Source organism: Citrobacter sp. TBCS-14 (assembly GCF_005280805.1).
Taxonomy (GTDB): Bacteria; Pseudomonadota; Gammaproteobacteria; order Enterobacterales; family Enterobacteriaceae; genus Citrobacter; species Citrobacter gillenii.
The window spans coordinates 1-17588 of the sequence record NZ_SZWM01000476.1 but is presented as its reverse complement, the minus strand read 5'-3'; the positions used below and the strand labels follow the sequence as shown (position 1 = coordinate 17588).

At 52.9% G+C, this 17588-nt stretch carries 17 protein-coding genes; 9 read left to right on the top strand and 8 right to left on the bottom strand.

The annotated features are described in order from the left end of the window. The first annotated feature begins 33 nt into the window (after window positions 1-33). From dnaE to tilS, 5 genes are all read left to right on the top strand, one after another. Complete coding sequence (dnaE, locus tag FDX22_RS17110; RefSeq protein WP_096758228.1) at window positions 34-3516, top strand: DNA polymerase III subunit alpha; 3483 nt, start codon at window positions 34-36, stop codon at window positions 3514-3516. Window positions 3517-3528: 12 nt separating this feature from the next. Further along, window positions 3529-4488: an acetyl-CoA carboxylase carboxyl transferase subunit alpha gene (gene accA, locus FDX22_RS17105; RefSeq protein WP_096758227.1), complete on the top strand. Its 960-nt coding sequence runs from the start codon at window positions 3529-3531 to the stop codon at window positions 4486-4488. Window positions 4489-4587: 99 nt separating this feature from the next. Next, complete coding sequence (ldcC, locus tag FDX22_RS17100; RefSeq protein ID WP_146717525.1) at window positions 4588-6738, top strand: lysine decarboxylase LdcC; 2151 nt, start codon at window positions 4588-4590, stop codon at window positions 6736-6738. A 53-nt stretch (window positions 6739-6791) separates the two neighbouring features. Beyond that, window positions 6792-7181: a VOC family protein gene (locus tag FDX22_RS17095; RefSeq protein WP_096758225.1), complete on the top strand. Its 390-nt coding sequence runs from the start codon at window positions 6792-6794 to the stop codon at window positions 7179-7181. 61 nt (window positions 7182-7242) lie between these two features. Beyond that, window positions 7243-8535: a tRNA lysidine(34) synthetase TilS gene (tilS, locus tag FDX22_RS17090; protein ID WP_146717524.1), complete on the top strand. Its 1293-nt coding sequence runs from the start codon at window positions 7243-7245 to the stop codon at window positions 8533-8535. An 83-nt stretch (window positions 8536-8618) separates the two neighbouring features. On the opposite strand, the gene rof is transcribed toward tilS, so the two are convergent. Both rof and FDX22_RS17075 read right to left on the bottom strand, forming a co-directional pair. Beyond that, the gene (rof, locus tag FDX22_RS17080) at window positions 8619-8879 is read right to left on the bottom strand and encodes a Rho-binding antiterminator (RefSeq protein ID WP_096758223.1); all 261 of its coding nucleotides are present in this window, start codon (window positions 8877-8879) and stop codon (window positions 8619-8621) included. Beyond that, the gene (locus FDX22_RS17075) at window positions 8866-9066 is read right to left on the bottom strand and encodes a YaeP family protein (RefSeq protein ID WP_096758222.1); all 201 of its coding nucleotides are present in this window, start codon (window positions 9064-9066) and stop codon (window positions 8866-8868) included. Before FDX22_RS17075 ends, rof begins: the two co-directional genes overlap by 14 nt. Before the next feature lie 188 nt (window positions 9067-9254). Here FDX22_RS17075 and FDX22_RS17070 point away from each other — a divergent pair, with 188 nt between their 5' ends. From FDX22_RS17070 to nlpE, 3 genes are read left to right on the top strand one after another with little or no spacing between them, the layout of a single operon-like run. Beyond that, window positions 9255-9797 carry a YaeQ family protein gene (locus tag FDX22_RS17070; protein WP_115259385.1) on the top strand — a complete coding sequence of 181 codons (543 nt, stop codon included), beginning with the start codon at window positions 9255-9257 and terminating at the stop codon, window positions 9795-9797. After that, window positions 9797-10219 (top strand): alternative ribosome rescue aminoacyl-tRNA hydrolase ArfB, encoded by a 423-nt coding sequence (arfB, locus tag FDX22_RS17065; RefSeq protein ID WP_096758220.1) that lies wholly within the window; start codon window positions 9797-9799, stop codon window positions 10217-10219. The genes FDX22_RS17070 and arfB overlap by 1 nt, the downstream gene beginning before the upstream one ends. A gap of 31 nt (window positions 10220-10250) precedes the next feature. Next, window positions 10251-10949, top strand: a complete 699-nt coding sequence (gene nlpE, locus FDX22_RS17060) for an envelope stress response activation lipoprotein NlpE (protein WP_115259383.1) — start codon at window positions 10251-10253, stop codon at window positions 10947-10949. 42 nt (window positions 10950-10991) lie between these two features. Here the strand turns inward: nlpE and proS are convergent, their stop codons facing one another. The 6 genes from proS to metN all read right to left on the bottom strand — a co-directional run bounded on the left by proS (window position 10992) and on the right by metN (window position 16584). Then, entirely contained in the window at window positions 10992-12710 is a 1719-nt protein-coding gene (gene proS / locus FDX22_RS17055) for a proline--tRNA ligase (RefSeq protein ID WP_146717523.1), read from the bottom strand. A gap of 110 nt (window positions 12711-12820) precedes the next feature. Next, a complete protein-coding gene (tsaA, locus tag FDX22_RS17050) occupies window positions 12821-13528 on the bottom strand; it encodes a tRNA (N6-threonylcarbamoyladenosine(37)-N6)-methyltransferase TrmO (protein ID WP_146717522.1) in 708 nt (235 codons plus the stop codon). Then, entirely contained in the window at window positions 13525-13929 is a 405-nt protein-coding gene (gene rcsF, locus FDX22_RS17045; protein WP_096758216.1) for an Rcs stress response system protein RcsF, read from the bottom strand. The genes tsaA and rcsF overlap by 4 nt, the downstream gene beginning before the upstream one ends. A gap of 116 nt (window positions 13930-14045) precedes the next feature. Beyond that, window positions 14046-14861, bottom strand: a complete 816-nt coding sequence (gene metQ, locus FDX22_RS17040; RefSeq protein WP_096758215.1) for a methionine ABC transporter substrate-binding lipoprotein MetQ — start codon at window positions 14859-14861, stop codon at window positions 14046-14048. A gap of 45 nt (window positions 14862-14906) precedes the next feature. Next, window positions 14907-15560 carry a methionine ABC transporter permease MetI gene (locus FDX22_RS17035; protein WP_003018471.1) on the bottom strand — a complete coding sequence of 218 codons (654 nt, stop codon included), beginning with the start codon at window positions 15558-15560 and terminating at the stop codon, window positions 14907-14909. After that, on the bottom strand, window positions 15553-16584 hold the full coding sequence (gene metN, locus FDX22_RS17030) for a methionine ABC transporter ATP-binding protein MetN (RefSeq protein WP_096758214.1): 1032 nt from the start codon (window positions 16582-16584) through the stop codon (window positions 15553-15555). The genes FDX22_RS17035 and metN overlap by 8 nt, the downstream gene beginning before the upstream one ends. Before the next feature lie 189 nt (window positions 16585-16773). Here metN and gmhB point away from each other — a divergent pair, with 189 nt between their 5' ends. Next, window positions 16774-17340, top strand: a complete 567-nt coding sequence (gene gmhB / locus FDX22_RS17025) for a D-glycero-beta-D-manno-heptose 1,7-bisphosphate 7-phosphatase (protein ID WP_115259377.1) — start codon at window positions 16774-16776, stop codon at window positions 17338-17340. Window positions 17341-17588 lie beyond the last annotated feature (248 nt).

Sequence of the window (17588 nt, the reverse complement as noted above, 5' to 3'; positions counted from 1 at the left end):
TTGTGGCAAGAATAAGTAAACCGGAATCTGAAGATGTCTGAACCACGTTTCGTCCACCTGCGGGTGCACAGCGACTACTCCATGATTGATGGGTTGGCAAAAACGGGGCCGCTGGTGAAAAAGGCGGCCGCGTTGGGCATGCCTGCACTGGCGATCACCGATTTTACCAACCTGTGTGGTCTGGTGAAGTTTTACGGGGCGGGTCACGGTGCGGGCATTAAACCGATTGTTGGTGCTGATTTTCATGTCCGTAGCGAGCAGTTTGGCGACGAGTTGACGCAACTAACGGTGCTGGCGGCCAATAATACGGGCTATCAGAATCTGACGTTGTTGATATCAAAAGCCTATCAACGTGGCTATGGATCCGAAGGACCGGTCATCGACAGAGACTGGTTGCTTGATTTAAAAGAAGGCTTAATTTTACTTTCCGGTGGTCGCATGGGCGACGTCGGACGGAGCTTGCTACGCGGTAACAGCGCGCTGGTTGATGAGTGCGTCACGTTTTATGAAGAACATTTCCCCGATTGTTATTTTCTGGAACTGATCCGTACCGGCAGGCAGGACGAAGAGAATTATTTGCATGCCGCAGTGGCGCTGGCCGAAACGCGGGGTCTGCCGGTGGTGGCGACCAACGATGTTCGCTTCCTTGAAACCGGAGATTTTGACGCGCATGAGATCCGCGTGGCGATCCATGATGGTTTCACACTCGATGATCCGAAACGTCCGCGCAACTATTCGCCGCAGCAGTATATGCGCAGCGAAGAAGAAATGTGCGAGCTGTTTTCCGACATTCCGGAAGCGCTGCAAAATACCGTCGAGATAGCCAAGCGCTGTAACGTGACGGTGCGTCTGGGTGAATACTTCCTGCCGCAGTTCCCGACCGGAGATATGACCACCGAAGACTATCTGGTCAAAAAATCGAAAGAAGGTCTGGAAGAACGCCTTGCATTTTTGTTCCCGGATGAAGCCGAGCGCAAAGAGAAGCGCCCACCTTACGACGAACGCCTGGACATTGAACTTCAGGTTATCAACCAGATGGGGTTCCCGGGCTACTTCCTGATCGTCATGGAGTTTATCCAGTGGTCGAAAGACAACGGCGTGCCGGTCGGACCTGGCCGTGGTTCCGGTGCCGGCTCGCTGGTGGCCTATGCGCTAAAAATTACCGATCTTGATCCGCTGGAATTTGACCTGCTGTTCGAACGTTTCCTTAACCCGGAACGTGTCTCGATGCCTGACTTCGACGTTGACTTCTGTATGGAGAAACGCGACCAGGTGATTGAACACGTGGCGGAAATGTATGGTCGTGACGCGGTATCACAGATTATTACCTTCGGTACGATGGCAGCAAAAGCGGTTATCCGCGACGTGGGCCGCGTACTGGGGCATCCGTACGGGTTTGTCGACAGGATTTCTAAACTGGTGCCACCCGATCCGGGGATGACGCTGGCAAAAGCCTTTGAGGCAGAGCCGCAGTTGCCAGAAATCTACGAGGCGGACGAAGAGGTCAGGGCGCTGATCGACATGGCGCGTAAGCTGGAAGGCGTCACGCGTAATGCCGGTAAGCATGCGGGCGGCGTGGTTATTGCGCCCACTAAAATTACCGACTTTGCTCCGCTCTATTGTGATGAAGAAGGTCTTCATCCGGTCACTCAGTTTGATAAAAACGACGTGGAATACGCCGGGTTGGTTAAGTTTGACTTCCTGGGTCTGCGTACGCTGACGATCATTGACTGGGCGCTGAAAATGATCAACCCGCGTCGGGCAAAGCAGGGACTGGAGCCGATTGACATCGCCGCCATCCCGCTCGACGATAAAAAATGTTTTGATATGCTGCAGCGCTCGGAGACAACCGCCGTCTTCCAGCTTGAATCTCGCGGCATGAAGGATCTGATCAAACGCCTGCAGCCTGACTGCTTCGAAGATATGATAGCCCTGGTGGCGTTGTTCCGCCCAGGCCCACTGCAGTCGGGAATGGTAGATAACTTTATCGACCGTAAGCACGGGCGAGAAGAGATATCCTACCCGGATGTACAATGGCAGCATGAGTGCCTGAAACCTGTTCTGGAGCCGACGTACGGCATTATCCTGTATCAGGAACAGGTCATGCAGATTGCCCAGGAACTGTCTGGTTATACTCTTGGCGGCGCGGATATGCTGCGCCGTGCGATGGGTAAGAAAAAGCCGGAAGAAATGGCCAAGCAGCGCGGCACCTTTGAAGAAGGGGCGAGAAAGCGCGGCGTAGACGGTGAGCTGGCGATCAAAATCTTTGACCTGGTGGAGAAATTCGCCGGGTACGGGTTTAACAAATCGCACTCCGCAGCCTATGCGTTGGTGTCTTACCAGACGCTATGGTTGAAAACGCATTACCCCGCCGAGTTTATGGCCGCGGTAATGACCGCCGATATGGATAACACTGAGAAAGTGGTCGGGCTGGTGGATGAATGCTGGCGTATGGGGCTGAAAATCCTGCCGCCGGATATCAACTCCGGGCTGTATCATTTCCACGTAAATGATGATGGCGAGATTGTGTATGGCATCGGCGCGATAAAAGGCGTGGGTGAAGGCCCCATTGAAGCTATTATTGAAGCGCGTAACAAAGGTGGCTATTTCCGCGAGCTGTTCGATCTCTGTGCCCGTACGGATATCAAAAAGCTAAACCGCCGGGTGCTGGAAAAACTGATCATGTCCGGGGCGTTTGACCGCCTTGGCCCGCATCGCGCCGCACTGATGAATTCGCTGAACGACGCGCTTAAAGCCGCCGATCAGCACGCAAAAGCCGAAGCCATCGGTCAGGCCGATATGTTTGGCGTTCTGGCCGAAGAGCCGGAACAGATTGAACAATCCTATGCCAACTGCACGCCGTGGCCGGAGCAGGTGGTATTAGATGGTGAGCGTGAAACGTTAGGGCTTTACCTGACGGGACACCCCATCAACCAGTATTTAAAAGAAATTGAGCGCTATGTCGGAGGCCACAGGCTGAAAGACATGCATCCGACAGAACGTGGTAAAGTTACCACGGCTGCGGGGCTCGTCATTGCTGCGCGGGTAATGGTCACCAAGCGCGGCAATCGTATCGGCATCTGCACGCTGGATGACCGTTCCGGGCGTCTGGAAGTGATGTTATTTACCGATGCCCTGGATAAATACCAGCATTTGCTGGAAAAAGACCGCATACTTATCGTCAGCGGACAGGTCAGCTTTGATGACTTCAGCGGTGGGCTTAAAATGATGGCCCGTGAAGTCATGGATATTGACGAAGCCCGGGAAAAATACGCTCGCGGGCTTGCTATCTCGCTGACGGACAGGCAAATTGATGACCAGCTTTTAAACCGACTCCGTCAGTCTCTGGAACCCCACCGCTCGGGGACAATTCCAGTACATCTCTACTATCAGAGGGCGGATGCACGTGCGCGGTTGCGTTTTGGCGCAACGTGGCGTGTCTCTCCGAGCGATCGTTTACTGAACGATCTCCGTGGCCTTATTGGTTCGGAGCAGGTGGAACTGGAGTTTGACTAATACAGGAATACTATGAGTCTGAATTTCCTTGATTTTGAACAGCCGATTGCAGAGCTGGAAGCAAAAATCGATTCTCTGACTGCGGTGAGCCGTCAGGATGAGAAACTGGATATTAACATCGATGAAGAAGTGCATCGCCTGCGTGAAAAAAGCGTAGAACTGACGCGCAAAATCTTTGCCGATCTTGGCGCATGGCAGGTAGCCCAGCTGGCTCGCCATCCACAGCGTCCGTACACCCTGGATTACGTCCGCCTGGCGTTTGATGAATTTGATGAGCTGGCGGGCGATCGTGCCTATGCGGATGATAAAGCTATCGTCGGCGGCATCGCGCGTCTTGATGGTCGTCCAGTGATGATCATTGGTCATCAGAAAGGCCGCGAGACTAAAGAAAAAATTCGTCGTAACTTCGGCATGCCAGCACCGGAAGGCTATCGCAAAGCGCTGCGCCTGATGGAAATGGCCGAACGTTTCAAGATGCCGATCATTACCTTCATTGACACCCCTGGGGCTTATCCGGGCGTGGGCGCGGAAGAACGCGGTCAGTCTGAAGCGATTGCGCGTAACCTGCGTGAAATGTCACGTCTGAGCGTACCGGTTATCTGCACCGTTATCGGCGAAGGTGGCTCCGGTGGCGCGTTGGCGATCGGCGTGGGCGATAAAGTGAATATGCTGCAATACAGCACCTATTCTGTTATCTCCCCGGAAGGCTGTGCATCCATTCTGTGGAAAAGCGCAGACAAAGCGCCGTTGGCGGCAGAAGCGATGGGCATTATTGCCCCGCGTCTGAAAGAGCTGAAGCTGATCGATTCTATCGTACCGGAACCGCTGGGCGGGGCGCATCGTAATCCAGAAGTCATGGCTGCGTCGCTGAAAGCACAGCTGCTGGCCGATCTGGCCGATCTCGATGTGTTAAGTACGGAAGAGCTGAAAAATCGCCGTTACCAGCGTCTGATGAGCTACGGTTACGCGTAAACTACATATATTCTGAAAAGGGCCACAACGCTGTGGCCCTTTTTTTTACCTGCGGTTTGACCAGGCTATGATTAACTAAGGTTTTTCCAGGAGGAACGCATGAATATCATTGCCATCATGGGACCGCATGGCGTCTTTTATAAAGATGAGCCCATCAAGGAACTTGAACGTGCACTACTGCAGCAGGGATTCCAGATTATCTGGCCGCAGAATAGCGTCGACCTGCTGAAATTTATTGAGCACAACCCGCGAATTTGCGGCGTCATTTTTGACTGGGATGAGTACAGCCTGGAGCTGTGTAGCGATATCAACCAGCTTAACGAATATCTGCCGCTTTACGCCTTTATCAATACCCATTCGACGATGGATGTCAGCGCACACGACCTGCGCATGGCGCTGTGGTTTTTCGAGTATGCTCTAGGCCAGTCTGACGATATTGCCACCCATATTCGCCAGTACACCAATGAATACCTCGATAACATCACTCCGCCGTTTACCAAGGCGTTGTTCACCTACGTGAAAGAAGGGAAGTATACCTTCTGTACGCCGGGGCACATGGCGGGGACGGCATACCAAAAGAGTCCAGTGGGCTGCCTGTTCTATGACTTTTTTGGCGGCAATACGCTCAAGGCCGACGTCTCCATTTCCGTGACCGAACTGGGGTCGCTGCTGGACCATACTGGCCCGCACCTGGAGGCCGAAGAATATATCGCCCGCACCTTTGGGGCAGAGCAGAGCTATATGGTGACGAATGGCACCTCGACGTCGAATAAAATTGTCGGTATGTATGCAGCCCCGACCGGAAGTACGTTACTGATCGATCGTAACTGTCATAAATCACTGGCGCATTTGCTGATGATGAGCGACGTGGTACCCATCTGGCTGAAGCCCACGCGTAATGCGCTGGGTATTCTTGGCGGCATACCTAAACGTGAATTTACCCGTGAGAGTATTGAGCGCAAAGTCGGAGAGACCGTCCAGGCCCAGTGGCCAGTACATGCGGTGATCACCAACTCTACCTACGACGGTCTGCTGTATAACACCAACTGGATCAAACAGACGTTGGACGTGCCGTCTATTCATTTTGACTCGGCCTGGGTGCCATACACTCATTTTCACCCGATCTATCAGGGGAAAAGCGGCATGAGCGGCGAACGAGTACCTGGTAAGGTTATCTTTGAAACCCAGTCGACCCACAAGATGCTGGCGGCGCTGTCGCAGGCCTCTCTGATCCACATTAAAGGTGACTACGATGAAGAGACCTTTAATGAAGCCTTTATGATGCATACCTCGACGTCGCCGAGCTACCCGATTGTCGCGTCAATAGAAACGGCGGCGGCAATGCTGCGCGGCAACTCAGGCAAGCGCTTAATCAATCGCTCCGTTGAGCGTGCGCTGCATTTTCGCAAAGAAGTACAGCGACTGCGGGAAGAATCGGACGGCTGGTTCTTTGATATCTGGCAGCCGGAAAAGGTGGATGAAGCGGAATGCTGGCCCGTAGCGCCGGGTGAAGACTGGCATGGGTTTACCGATGCCGACGCCGACCACATGTTCCTCGATCCGGTGAAAGTGACTATTCTGACACCGGGGATGGATGAACAGGGAAACATGAGTGACGAAGGGATCCCGGCGGCGCTGGTGGCGAAATTCCTCGACGAACGCGGTGTCGTGGTGGAGAAAACGGGTCCGTATAATCTGTTATTTTTGTTCAGCATTGGCATTGATAAAACCCGGGCGATGGGGTTGCTGCGCGGGCTGACAGAGTTCAAACGATCGTACGATCTGAATTTGCGTGTGAAGAATATGCTGCCAGATTTGTATGCTGAAGATCCGGATTTCTATCGCAATATGCGTATTCAGGATCTGGCACAGGGGATCCATAATCTGATCCGCCAACACGATCTCTCCGGGCTAATGCTACGGGCATTTGACACCCTACCGGAAATGAAAATGACGCCACATCAGGCCTGGCAGCGGCAGATCAAAGGCGAGGTGGAGACGGTGACGCTTGACCAACTGGTGGGGCGCATTTCTGCAAATATGATCCTGCCTTATCCTCCCGGCGTACCGTTGCTGATGCCGGGGGAAATGATCACCGAAGACAGCCGGGCGGTGCTCGATTTCCTGTTGATGCTGTGTTCTGTCGGCCATCATTATCCCGGATTCGACACGGATATTCATGGCGCTAAACTGGGTGAGGACGGCGTGTACCGTGTGCGAGTCCTAAAAATGGCATCGCAGCTTGCCTGAACCGACCGTGGACGAGTAACGTGCGAAAAGAAAACTAAAGAGGCTAAGACGCTATGCTGGGATTAAAACAGGTTCACCATATTGCCATTATTGCGACGGACTACGCGGTGAGTAAGGCATTTTACTGCGACGTGCTGGGCTTTACGCTGATGAGCGAGGTCTACCGGGAAGAGCGTGACTCCTGGAAAGGCGATCTGGCGCTGAACGGGCAGTACGTGATTGAGCTTTTTTCTTTTCCATTTCCACCTTGCCGTCCCAGCCGACCGGAAGCCTGCGGGTTACGCCATCTGGCGTTCAGCGTGGATGATGTGGAAAAGGCGATAGCCCATCTGGAAAATCATAATGTGAAATGTGAGGCAGTACGTGTCGACCCCTTTACCGGCAAACGCTTTACTTTTTTCAACGATCCGGATGGATTACCGCTTGAATTATACGAGCAGTAAGGCTTGTCATTGTAACGGTAGCCCGGTAACGTGCCGGGCAATACCCTAGTAAGTACTCATCATGACGACACTCACACTAAACACTTCACTTCTGACATCTCTCCATATCCTGGTGGCCTTTAGCGGTGGCCTCGACTCGACCGTGCTGTTGCACCAACTGGTGCTGTGGCGAAAACAACACCCCGACGTCGTGCTACGCGCTATCCACATCCACCATGGATTGAGTCCGCACGCAGACGAATGGGTGACGCACTGCGAATCGGTTTGTGCACAATGGCAGGTGCCGCTGGTGGTTGAACGGGTGCATCTTCAGGATGACGGGCTGGGGATAGAGGCGCAGGCCCGGCGGGCGCGCTATCAGGCTTTTGCCCGGACGCTGCTGCCGGGTGAAGTGCTGATGACCGCCCAGCATCTTGATGACCAGTGTGAAACCTTTTTGCTGGCGCTCAAACGCGGCAGCGGCCCGGCCGGACTTTCTGCAATGGGGGAAAGTTCACCGTTTGCTGGGACCCAGCTTATTCGCCCGCTATTGGCGCAAACGCGTGACGCGCTTGAACGCTGGGCGTTGGAGCATGGACTACGCTGGATTGAAGATGAAAGTAATCAGGATGATGCCTACGATCGCAATTTTCTGCGGCTACGTATAATCCCGCAACTGCAACAGCGCTGGCCGCACTTTGCTGAAGCGGCGGCCCGCAGTGCGGTGCTGTGTGCCGATCAGGAACGTTTGTTGGATGAGTTACTTGCCAATGATTTAGCGGAGTGTGTCACCGAGCAGGACACCCTTTTAGTTGAGCCATTAATGACGATGAGCGATGTACGACGTGCAGCGCTGCTTCGTCGCTGGCTGGCAGGGCTGAATGCACCGATGCCATCCCGGGATGCGCTGGCGCGAATCTGGCAGGAAGTGGTGCTGGCACGGGAAGATGCTGCGCCGTGCTTGTGCGTAGGCGAATATGAAATTCGCCGCTATCAGTCACAGCTGTGGTGGGTGAAATCCGTTACCGGGCAAAGTGAAACTGTCATCCCGTGGTCATGCTGGCAAACACCGCTGACGCTGCCTGCCGGGCTGGGAGACGTACAGTTACTCCCAACGGGAGAATTACGTATGCCGCACGTGGGTGAACCGGTCAGTATTCGCTTTAAAGCGCCCGGGTTATTACACATTGTCGGGCGTAACGGTGGGCGTAAGCTCAAAAAAATATGGCAGGAGCAGGGAATTCCGCCCTGGCGACGCGATACCACGCCGTTACTGTTTTACGGCGAAACGCTGATTGCGGCAGCCGGTGTCTTTGTTACGCGGGAAGGACAGGCGGAAGGGGAAGAAGGCGTGAATCTGGTATGGCATGCCTGATGGCGCTGCGCTTATCAGGCCTACGTATCGCATGGAAAGTAGGCCGGATAAGGTGCTTGCACCGCCATCCGGCAACAAAATAATCAGGATTCGCTAACCACCACGGTACCGATTTCCGGGTGGCTGAAGCTGGCAATCTTGTCGAGACGAAGCTCACGTGATTCTCCAGAGACGTCTGCAACCAGATATTCCACATTTTTGCGTGAAACCAGGTCATTGGCTTTCGCCTGCAGCACTTCGCCATCTTTCAGCGCCAGCGTCAGTAATAAATGGTGCTGGCAGGCGAGCTCAAGATTGTCGTAATCATCACAGTTAATGGGTTGATACGTTTCATTCATTGACATAATCGCTCACCAGTAAGTTCGCGGCAGCATAGGCCGCTTTTTCTCTGACCGACTCTGAAAGGGCGCTGTCTTCCGCCACTTCATTCAGCACTTTCAATACGCAACCCAGCGCATCCGGGACATACCCTAAGTCTCCGCTGGCGATTTCCGCGTACCGCTTGCGTATTAACTCACAATATTTTTCCACATGCCCTCCTGTCAGTACTCTGACTTAACCGTGGATGCAAGTCTAAGCCTACGAAGATAAACTCTGTTTAGCAAGGTGACTATACCATACTCATTCAAGCAATATCAGCGCCTTGATAGAAGAGCTGTTAGCAGCCTTTTGGCGTAGTTTTCGCTACAATGTGCGCCTGATTCGAAAGGAGTTCTCTCATGGCGCTTAAAGCGACAATTTATAAAGCCGTTGTCAACGTGGCGGATCTTGACCGCAACCAGTTTCTTGACGCGGCATTGACGCTGGCGCGTCACCCTTCTGAAACCCAGGAACGCATGATGCTGCGCCTGTTGGCATGGATTAAATATGCCAATGAGCGGTTACAGTTTACGCGAGGCTTGAGCGCAGAAGATGAGCCAGAAGCATGGCTGCGTAACGATCATCTGGGCATTGATTTATGGATTGAACTCGGCCTGCCGGATGAGCGTCGGATTAAGAAGGCCTGTACTCAGTCTGGGGAAGTTGCTTTGTTTACCTATAACAGTCGGGCGGCGCAAATCTGGTGGCAGCAAAACCAGAATAAGTGCGCACAGTTTAAAAATCTGACTGTCTGGTATCTGGATGACGAACAGCTGGCGCAGCTGAGCGACTTTGCCGGGCGTACTATGACGTTGCAGGCGACCATCCAGGATGGGGCTATCTGGTTGTCAGACTCTCAGAACAATCTGGAAATTCATCTGACCGCGTGGCAGCAGCGTTGATGATCGTTCTCTCCCGAAACGTCTCTATCCCTGATAATGAGCTGGAAATCACGGCTATCCGGGCACAGGGTGCGGGTGGGCAGCACGTTAATAAGACCTCGACGGCCATCCATTTGCGCTTTGACATTCGGGCCTCTGGCCTGCCAGAGTATTACAAGGAACGCTTGCTGGCGGCCAGTCATCATCTGATCACTGCCGACGGCGTCATCATCATTAAGGCGCAGGAATATCGCAGTCAGGAACTCAACCGGGAAGCGGCTCTGGCCAGGCTGGTGGCGTTGATTAAAGAATTAACCGCAGTGCAAAAAAGCCGCCAGGCAACGCGTCCTACGCGCGCTTCGAAAGAGCGCCGGTTGTCATCGAAGGCGCAAAAATCCACCGTGAAGGCGCTGCGCGGGAAAGTTCGTCGTTCGCAGGACTAACGAACAGGAATAAAAAAATCATAAGGATTTTATAGTGAAAACAGCAATATTGTCAGTGGTCGCTGTATGCACGCTCTTTTCCTTGATCGGCTGTAATAATCGTACTGACGTCGAAGCATTGCAGTCGACGCGGGCGGCAGAATTAAAACCGATGCAGCAAAGTTGGCGTGGCATCTTGCCCTGCGCCGACTGCGAAGGGATTGAAACCTCGCTGTTCCTGGAAAAAGACGGGACCTGGGTGATGAACGAACGGTATCAGGGCGTACGGGATGAACCGTCTTCCTTTGCCTCCTATGGCACCTGGGCACGCACGGCGGATAAGCTGGTGTTGACCGACAGCAAAGGTGAGAAGTCTTACTACCGGGCAAAAGGCGAGGCGCTGGAAATGCTCGATCGTGAAGGTAATCCGATCGAATCGCAGTTCAACTATACCCTTGAGCCGGTGTCAGCCAGTTTGCCCGTCACGCCAATGCCGATGCGTGGGATGTATTTCTACATGGCGGATGCGGCTGTCTTTACCGACTGTGCGACGGGCAAGCGTATGCCGGTCGCAAATAATGCCCAGCTTGAACGCGGCTATTTAGCTGCTCGCACGGAAACTGGCCAATCGGTCTTGTTGACCCTTGAAGGGCATTTCACGCAGGAGGCGAACCCGGATACGGGCGAGAAGGTGAAAACGCTGATGGCGGATAAAGACGCGAAGTTTATACCCGGTAAAGGGTGTAATTAATCTCTGAAAAAAAGGCCCTGATGATCAGGGCCTTTTGCTGTATTAGCCTTTAATGGCTTTAATCAGATAGTCGACGATGTCGCCGGTTTTAATCAGCTGTTTCTCGCCGTTACGACGGTATTTGTACTCGATATCATCGTTATCGAGGTTACGGTCGCCCAGCACGATGGTGTGCGGAATACCGATCAGTTCCATATCGGCAAACATCACGCCTGGACGCTCTTTACGATCGTCCATCAGCACTTCGATACCCTGCGCACGCAGCTCTGCGTAAAGCTTCTCAGCCAGTTCCTGCACGCGGTAGGATTTGTGCATGTTCATCGGCAGAATCGCCACCTGGAACGGCGCGATAGCGTCCGGCCATACAATGCCACGATCGTCAAAGTTCTGTTCAATAGCGGCAGCAACAACGCGAGTCACCCCGATACCGTAGCAGCCCATGGTCAGAATCTGGTTACGACCATCTTCGCCCTGAACGGAAGCTTTCATTGCTTCAGAGTACTTGGTACCCAACTGGAAGATGTGACCGACTTCGATACCGCGTTTAATCAGTAGTGTGCCTTTGCCGTCCGGGCTCGGGTCGCCGGCAACGACGTTACGGATGTCAGCCACTTCTGGCGTGGCGACATCACGATCCCAGTTAATACCGAAATAGTGTTTACCGTCGATGTTAGCACCTGCTGCGAAGTCGCTCATGACCGCAACGGTACGATCGATAACTACCGGGATCGGCATGTTCACTGGACCGAGCGAGCCAGGACCTGCTTTGACTACGGCACGAATTTCTTCTTCGGTGGCGAAGGTCAGTGGGCTGGCAACCTGCGGCAGTTTTTCTGCTTTGACTTCGTTCAGTTCGTGATCGCCACGAACCAGCAGCGCAACCAGCGGGTAGCTGCTGCCTTCGACCGCTTTCACCAGCAGCGTTTTAACGGTTTTTTCGATCGGCAGATTGAACTGCTCAACCAGCTCAGCGATGGTTTTCGCGTTTGGCGTATCGACCAGCGTCATTTCCTGCGTGGCAGCGCCGCGCGGTTCTTTTGGTGCTACGGCTTCTGCAAATTCGATGTTGGCAGCAAAGTCGGAGCTGTCAGAGAACACCACGTCATCTTCGCCGCTCTGCGCCAGAACCTGGAATTCGTGAGAAGCGCTACCGCCGATAGAACCGGTGTCAGCCTGTACTGCACGGAAATCCAGACCCATACGGCTGAAGATCTTGCTGTACGCGGCATACATTGCGTCGTAGGTTTCTTGCAAAGATTCCTGAGTCGTATGGAAAGAGTACGCATCTTTCATCAGGAATTCACGGGAGCGCATGACGCCGAAACGCGGACGCACTTCGTCACGGAATTTAGTCTGGATCTGGTAGAAGTTCAGCGGCAGCTGTTTGTAGGAGCTGAGCTCGTTACGGATCAGGTCGGTGATCACTTCTTCATGCGTTGGGCCGAGTACGAATGGACGATCGCCGCGGTCAGCAATACGCAGCAGTTCCGGGCCGTACTGTTCCCAACGGCCGCTCTCTTCCCACAGTTCAGAAGGCTGAACTACCGGCATTAACACCTCGATAGCACCGGCGTTGTTCATCTCTTCACGCACGATGTTTTCGACTTTTTTCAGGACGCGCACGCCGGTCGGCAGCCAGGTGTATAACCCGGAGGCCAGCTTGCGAATCATCCCGGCGCGCAGCATCAGCTGGTGGCTGATAACCTCGGCGTCGGCAGGTGTCTCCTTCAGAGTGGAGAGCAGATATTGGCTAGTACGCATGTTGTTACGGTTCCAGTTGAACGATCGAACAGGCTCAACGCGAGCCTGACACAAAAAAAGTGGTTTAGTTTACCAGCGAGAAAGGGATGTCAAAAGAGAAGGGCGCGAAATTACCGGGGTTCGAGCGCAAAGACTTCGAAACCCTCTGCCGTCACGCGCCAGCGCACGTTGAAATCGTGTAGCCAGACGGCGTACGTTTTGCCTGTCTCTTCACCCTTACGATACGCAGGACGCGGGTCCTGTGCCAGCACTTCACCAATAAATGTTTTTAGCAGCGGATAACGTTTTTCCAGCATCAGAAGTTGTTGCTCAACCTCAGGGGTGAAACTGACCGCCATTTCCGCGACTGGCGCATGCTGTGCATAGCTGGCGGTGGCATCGGGTAGTGCTTCAGCAAACGGCAGGTAGGGCTTGATATCGACCACCGGAGTTCCGTCGACCAGATCCAGACTGCCCAGTTGTAGGACAACGTTATCTTTCTGGCAGACAATGCCTTTTAGTTCGACCAGCGACATGCCGACAGGGTTAGGGCGAAAGGTCGAACGTGTGGCAAAGACGCCCATTCTGGCGTTGCCGCCAAGTCGAGGAGGGCGCACGGTTGGCCGCCATCCACCTTCCATTGTCTGGTGAAAAACAAAAATCACCCACAAATGGCTGAACGCTTCCAGGCCGCGAACGGCATCGGCCTGGTTATACGGTGCGAGCAAATGCAGTTCGCCGTTGGCACTTTTCACCAGACCTGGCTGGCGTGGAACGGCGAATTTTTCTTTATAGGGAGAGCGGATAACGCCTATTTGCTCGAACTGAAAGTGGCTCATTTCGTCGAAATATTCAGTGCAGAACCAATGCAAACCGCCTGACGATAGCAACCCGGTGTTCCGCTGGTCACTTCGCAACTGTGCAGCAATACCGCATTCGCTTTCATTTTAGAGGCATTAATCTGCATGCGTTTGCGTGCGGTTGGAATGCTTGGAGGAGAATCCTGGTTTGATGCCTGGCAGGATTCACCGCTGACTTCACCCAGATCGCGGAATGGTTTACCGACCAGATCTTCAGCGTTGGTGATAATTCTTACCGGTGTGGCACGCGGTGCTTTTGGTTTTTCTGGCTCCACTTTCGGCGGGGTCGTAGTGCTTTGAACGGGTTCAACAGGGGATCTGCTTAACATAGAACAGCCGCTCAACATGAGTGCTACTAAACAGATCGGTAAAGCACGCATAATATTTCCTCAATGAATGATCTAAACGTCAGATATTGAATCAGGTGCTTGCATAAATGACAAGACGGGCAAGCGCCCGTCCTGATGATATTACAGATTCTGGAAACAGCCTAAAATTACCAGCCCTTAACAGCGCCGCCATTGAAGACTTTGTTTGCCGCTTCGTAAACTTCGTCGGACTGATACGCTTCAACGAATTTCTTCACGTTCTCAGCGTCTTTATTGTCTTCGCGAGTTACGATCAGGTTTACGTACGGGGAATCTTTATCTTCAACAAAGATACCGTCTTTTGCCGGGGTCAGGCCGATCTGGCTGGCGTAGGTGGTATTGATAACCGCCAGCGCGATCTGTGCGTCGTCCAGTGAACGCGGCAGCTGTGGTGCTTCCAGCTCTACCAGCTTCAGGTTTTTCGGGTTTTCAACCACATCCAGCGCGGTTGGCAGCAGGCCAACGCCGTCTTTCAGTTTGATCAGGCCCACTTTCTGCAGCAGCAGCAGGGAACGACCGAGGTTAGTCGGGTCGTTTGGAATCGCTACCTGAGAACCGTCCTGCAGTTCATCCAGTGATTTGATTTTTTTGGAATAGCCAGCAATGGGGTAGACGAACGTATTGCCTGCAGCAACCAGTTTGTAACCGCGATCTTTGATCTGCTGATCCAGGTATGGTTTGTGCTGGAAGGCATTGGCATCGATATCGCCTTTGCTCAGCGCTTCGTTAGGCAGGACGTAATCGTTGAACGTGACCAGTTCAACGTCCAGACCGTATTTTTCTTTCGCCACTTTCTGAGCGACTTCGGCAACCTGCTGCTCTGCGCCAACAATAACGCCCACTTTGATGTGGTTTGGATCTTTTTCATCCTGACCGCAACCCACAAGTGCCAGAGAACCGATCAGGGCTCCAACTGCCGCAAAGGTTTTGAATTTGAACGCCATGCTTATTTCCTTTTCTTAATGAGTTTTTCTGTGTTGTGTGTAACGTTACTTGTGCGTGACCGCCCGGACGATGCGATCGCCGGATAACTGAATTAAATAAACCAGAACGACAAGTAATACCAGTACTGTATTCATCACGGTAGCGTTGTATCCAATGTAACCGTATTGATAGCCAATCTGCCCAAGACCGCCCGCACCGACGGCCCCGCCCATTGCTGAGTAACCGACCAGGGTAATCAGCGTGATCGTTGCCGCATTCACCAGGCCTGGCAACGCTTCTGGTAGTAACACTTTACGCACGATCTGTAACGGCGTAGCGCCCATCGCTCTTGAGGCTTCAATCAGCCCGGTCGGGATTTCCAGCAGCGCGTTTTCTACCATTCGGGCAATAAACGGTGCGGCACCCACGGTCAGCGGGACGATAGCGGCCTGTAAACCGATCGAGGTGCCGACAATCATGCGGGTAAATGGAATCATCCATACCAGCAGTATAATGAATGGGATGGAGCGGAAAATATTGACCAGCGCTGACAGCGTACGATAGAGCTTCGCGTTCTCGATGATTTGCCCCGGACGCGTGACGTACAGCAGTACGCCGACGGGCAGGCCAATCACAAAGCCAAAAAAACCGGACACAAAGGTCATTGCCAGCGTTTCCCATACGCCGCGAACTAGCAGCCACATCATTGGCTCAGACATAACCCAGTACCTCTACTTTTACATGGTGTTCCTGCAGCCAGTTGATGGCCGCTTGTGTATCTTCTTGTGCGCCGTGCATTTCAGTCAGCATGATGCCGAACTTGACGCCACCGGCGTAATCCATCTGCGCACTGATAATGTTGTTGTTCACATTAAAGCGGCGAGCAATTTCGGAAAGCAGTGGGGCATCGACGGAGTGGCCGGTAAACTCCATACGCAGCATCGGGACGCTATCGGCTTCTGGTTCTGCTTTTAAGCGTTCCTGATAATCTTCTGGAATATCCAGATGCAGCGTGGATTGAATGAATTTCTGCGCCAGCGGCGTTTTCGGATGTGAAAACACTTCGCTCACCGTGTCCTGCTCGATCAGTTCACCGTTACTGATAACCGCCACGCAGTCACAAATACGTTTTACGACGTCCATCTCATGGGTAATCAGCAGGATGGTTAACCCAAGACGGCGGTTAATGTCTTTCAGTAATTCCAGAATCGAACGGGTCGTTGCCGGATCGAGTGCGCTGGTGGCCTCATCGCACAGCAATACCTTCGGTTGGCTTGCCAGAGCACGGGCAATGGCGACACGCTGTTTCTGGCCGCCTGAAAGGTTGGCGGCATAGCTGTCGTGCTTATCGCCAAGGCCCACTAAATCCAGTAGCTCGGTAACGCGACGTTTGATCTCTTCTTTTGGGGTGTTGTCCAGCTCCAGTGGAAGCGCGACGTTACCAAATACCGTGCGGGAAGACAGCAGGTTAAAGTGCTGGAAAATCATGCCGATTTGACGGCGAGCTTTGGTCAGCTCGGATTCAGAAAGCGTAGTGAGCTCCTGACCGCCGACCTGTACACTGCCCTCCGTTGGGCGTTCAAGTAAGTTAACGCAGCGGATGAGCGTACTTTTACCGGCACCTGAGGCGCCAATAACGCCATAAATCTGTCCGGCAGGAACATGCAGGCTGACATTGTTCAATGCCTGAATGGTGCGCGTCCCCTGCTGGAACACTTTGGTGATATTCGAAAGTTTAATCATGGGTTATTTATTATCGTAATTAAGTTAGCCGTGGCATTTTCGTCTGTCTGGTACGGTCGACGTCGTTAATAAGATGGATGTTAAGGCATCCAGACGTCTAAATCAATCTGGCTTTGCACGATGAGCACTTTCTTGCCTGCCGAAACATGCGATACTAGAGCAACATGCCTTATTCAGGAGCTATAAAAGGTGGCAAAGTCTGTACCTGCAATTTTTCTCGACCGTGACGGCACCATTAATGTGGACCACGGTTACGTACATGAGATCGACGAGTTCGAGTTTATCGACGGCGTTATTGATGCCATGCGTGAACTTAAACAGATGGGCTATGCACTTATCGTCGTGACTAACCAGTCGGGTATTGCCCGCGGTAAATTTACTGAAGCGCAGTTTGAAACGCTGACGGAGTGGATGGACTGGTCGCTGGCCGATCGTGATGTTGATCTGGATGGCATCTACTATTGTCCTCACCACCCGCAGGGAACGGTAGAAGAGTACCGCCAGGTTTGCGACTGTCGTAAACCGCATCCAGGAATGCTTCTCTCTGCGCAAGAGTTCCTGCACATAGATATGGCGGCTTCCTATATGGTGGGCGACAAAATAGAAGATATGCAGGCAGCAGCCGCTGCTAACGTTGGGACCAAAGTATTGGTGCGCACGGGTAAGCCTGTTACGCCAGAAGCAGAAAATGCGGCTGATTTAGTGATAAATAGCCTGGCTGACCTGCCATTGGCGATAAAAAAGCAGCAAAAGTAAGCGTTATGGATAAAAGGTGAGCGGTTGAAACAAAAATGCATTTTTCCGCTTGTCTTCCTGAGTCGACTCCCTATAATGCGCCTCCATCGACACGGCGGATGTGAATCACTTCACACAAACAGCCGGTTCGGTTGAAGAGAAAAACCTGAAAATAAACGGTTGACTCTGAAAGAGGAAAGCGTAATATACGCCACCTTGCAACAGTGAGCGAAAGCCGCGTTGCACTGCTCTTTAACAATTTATCAGAC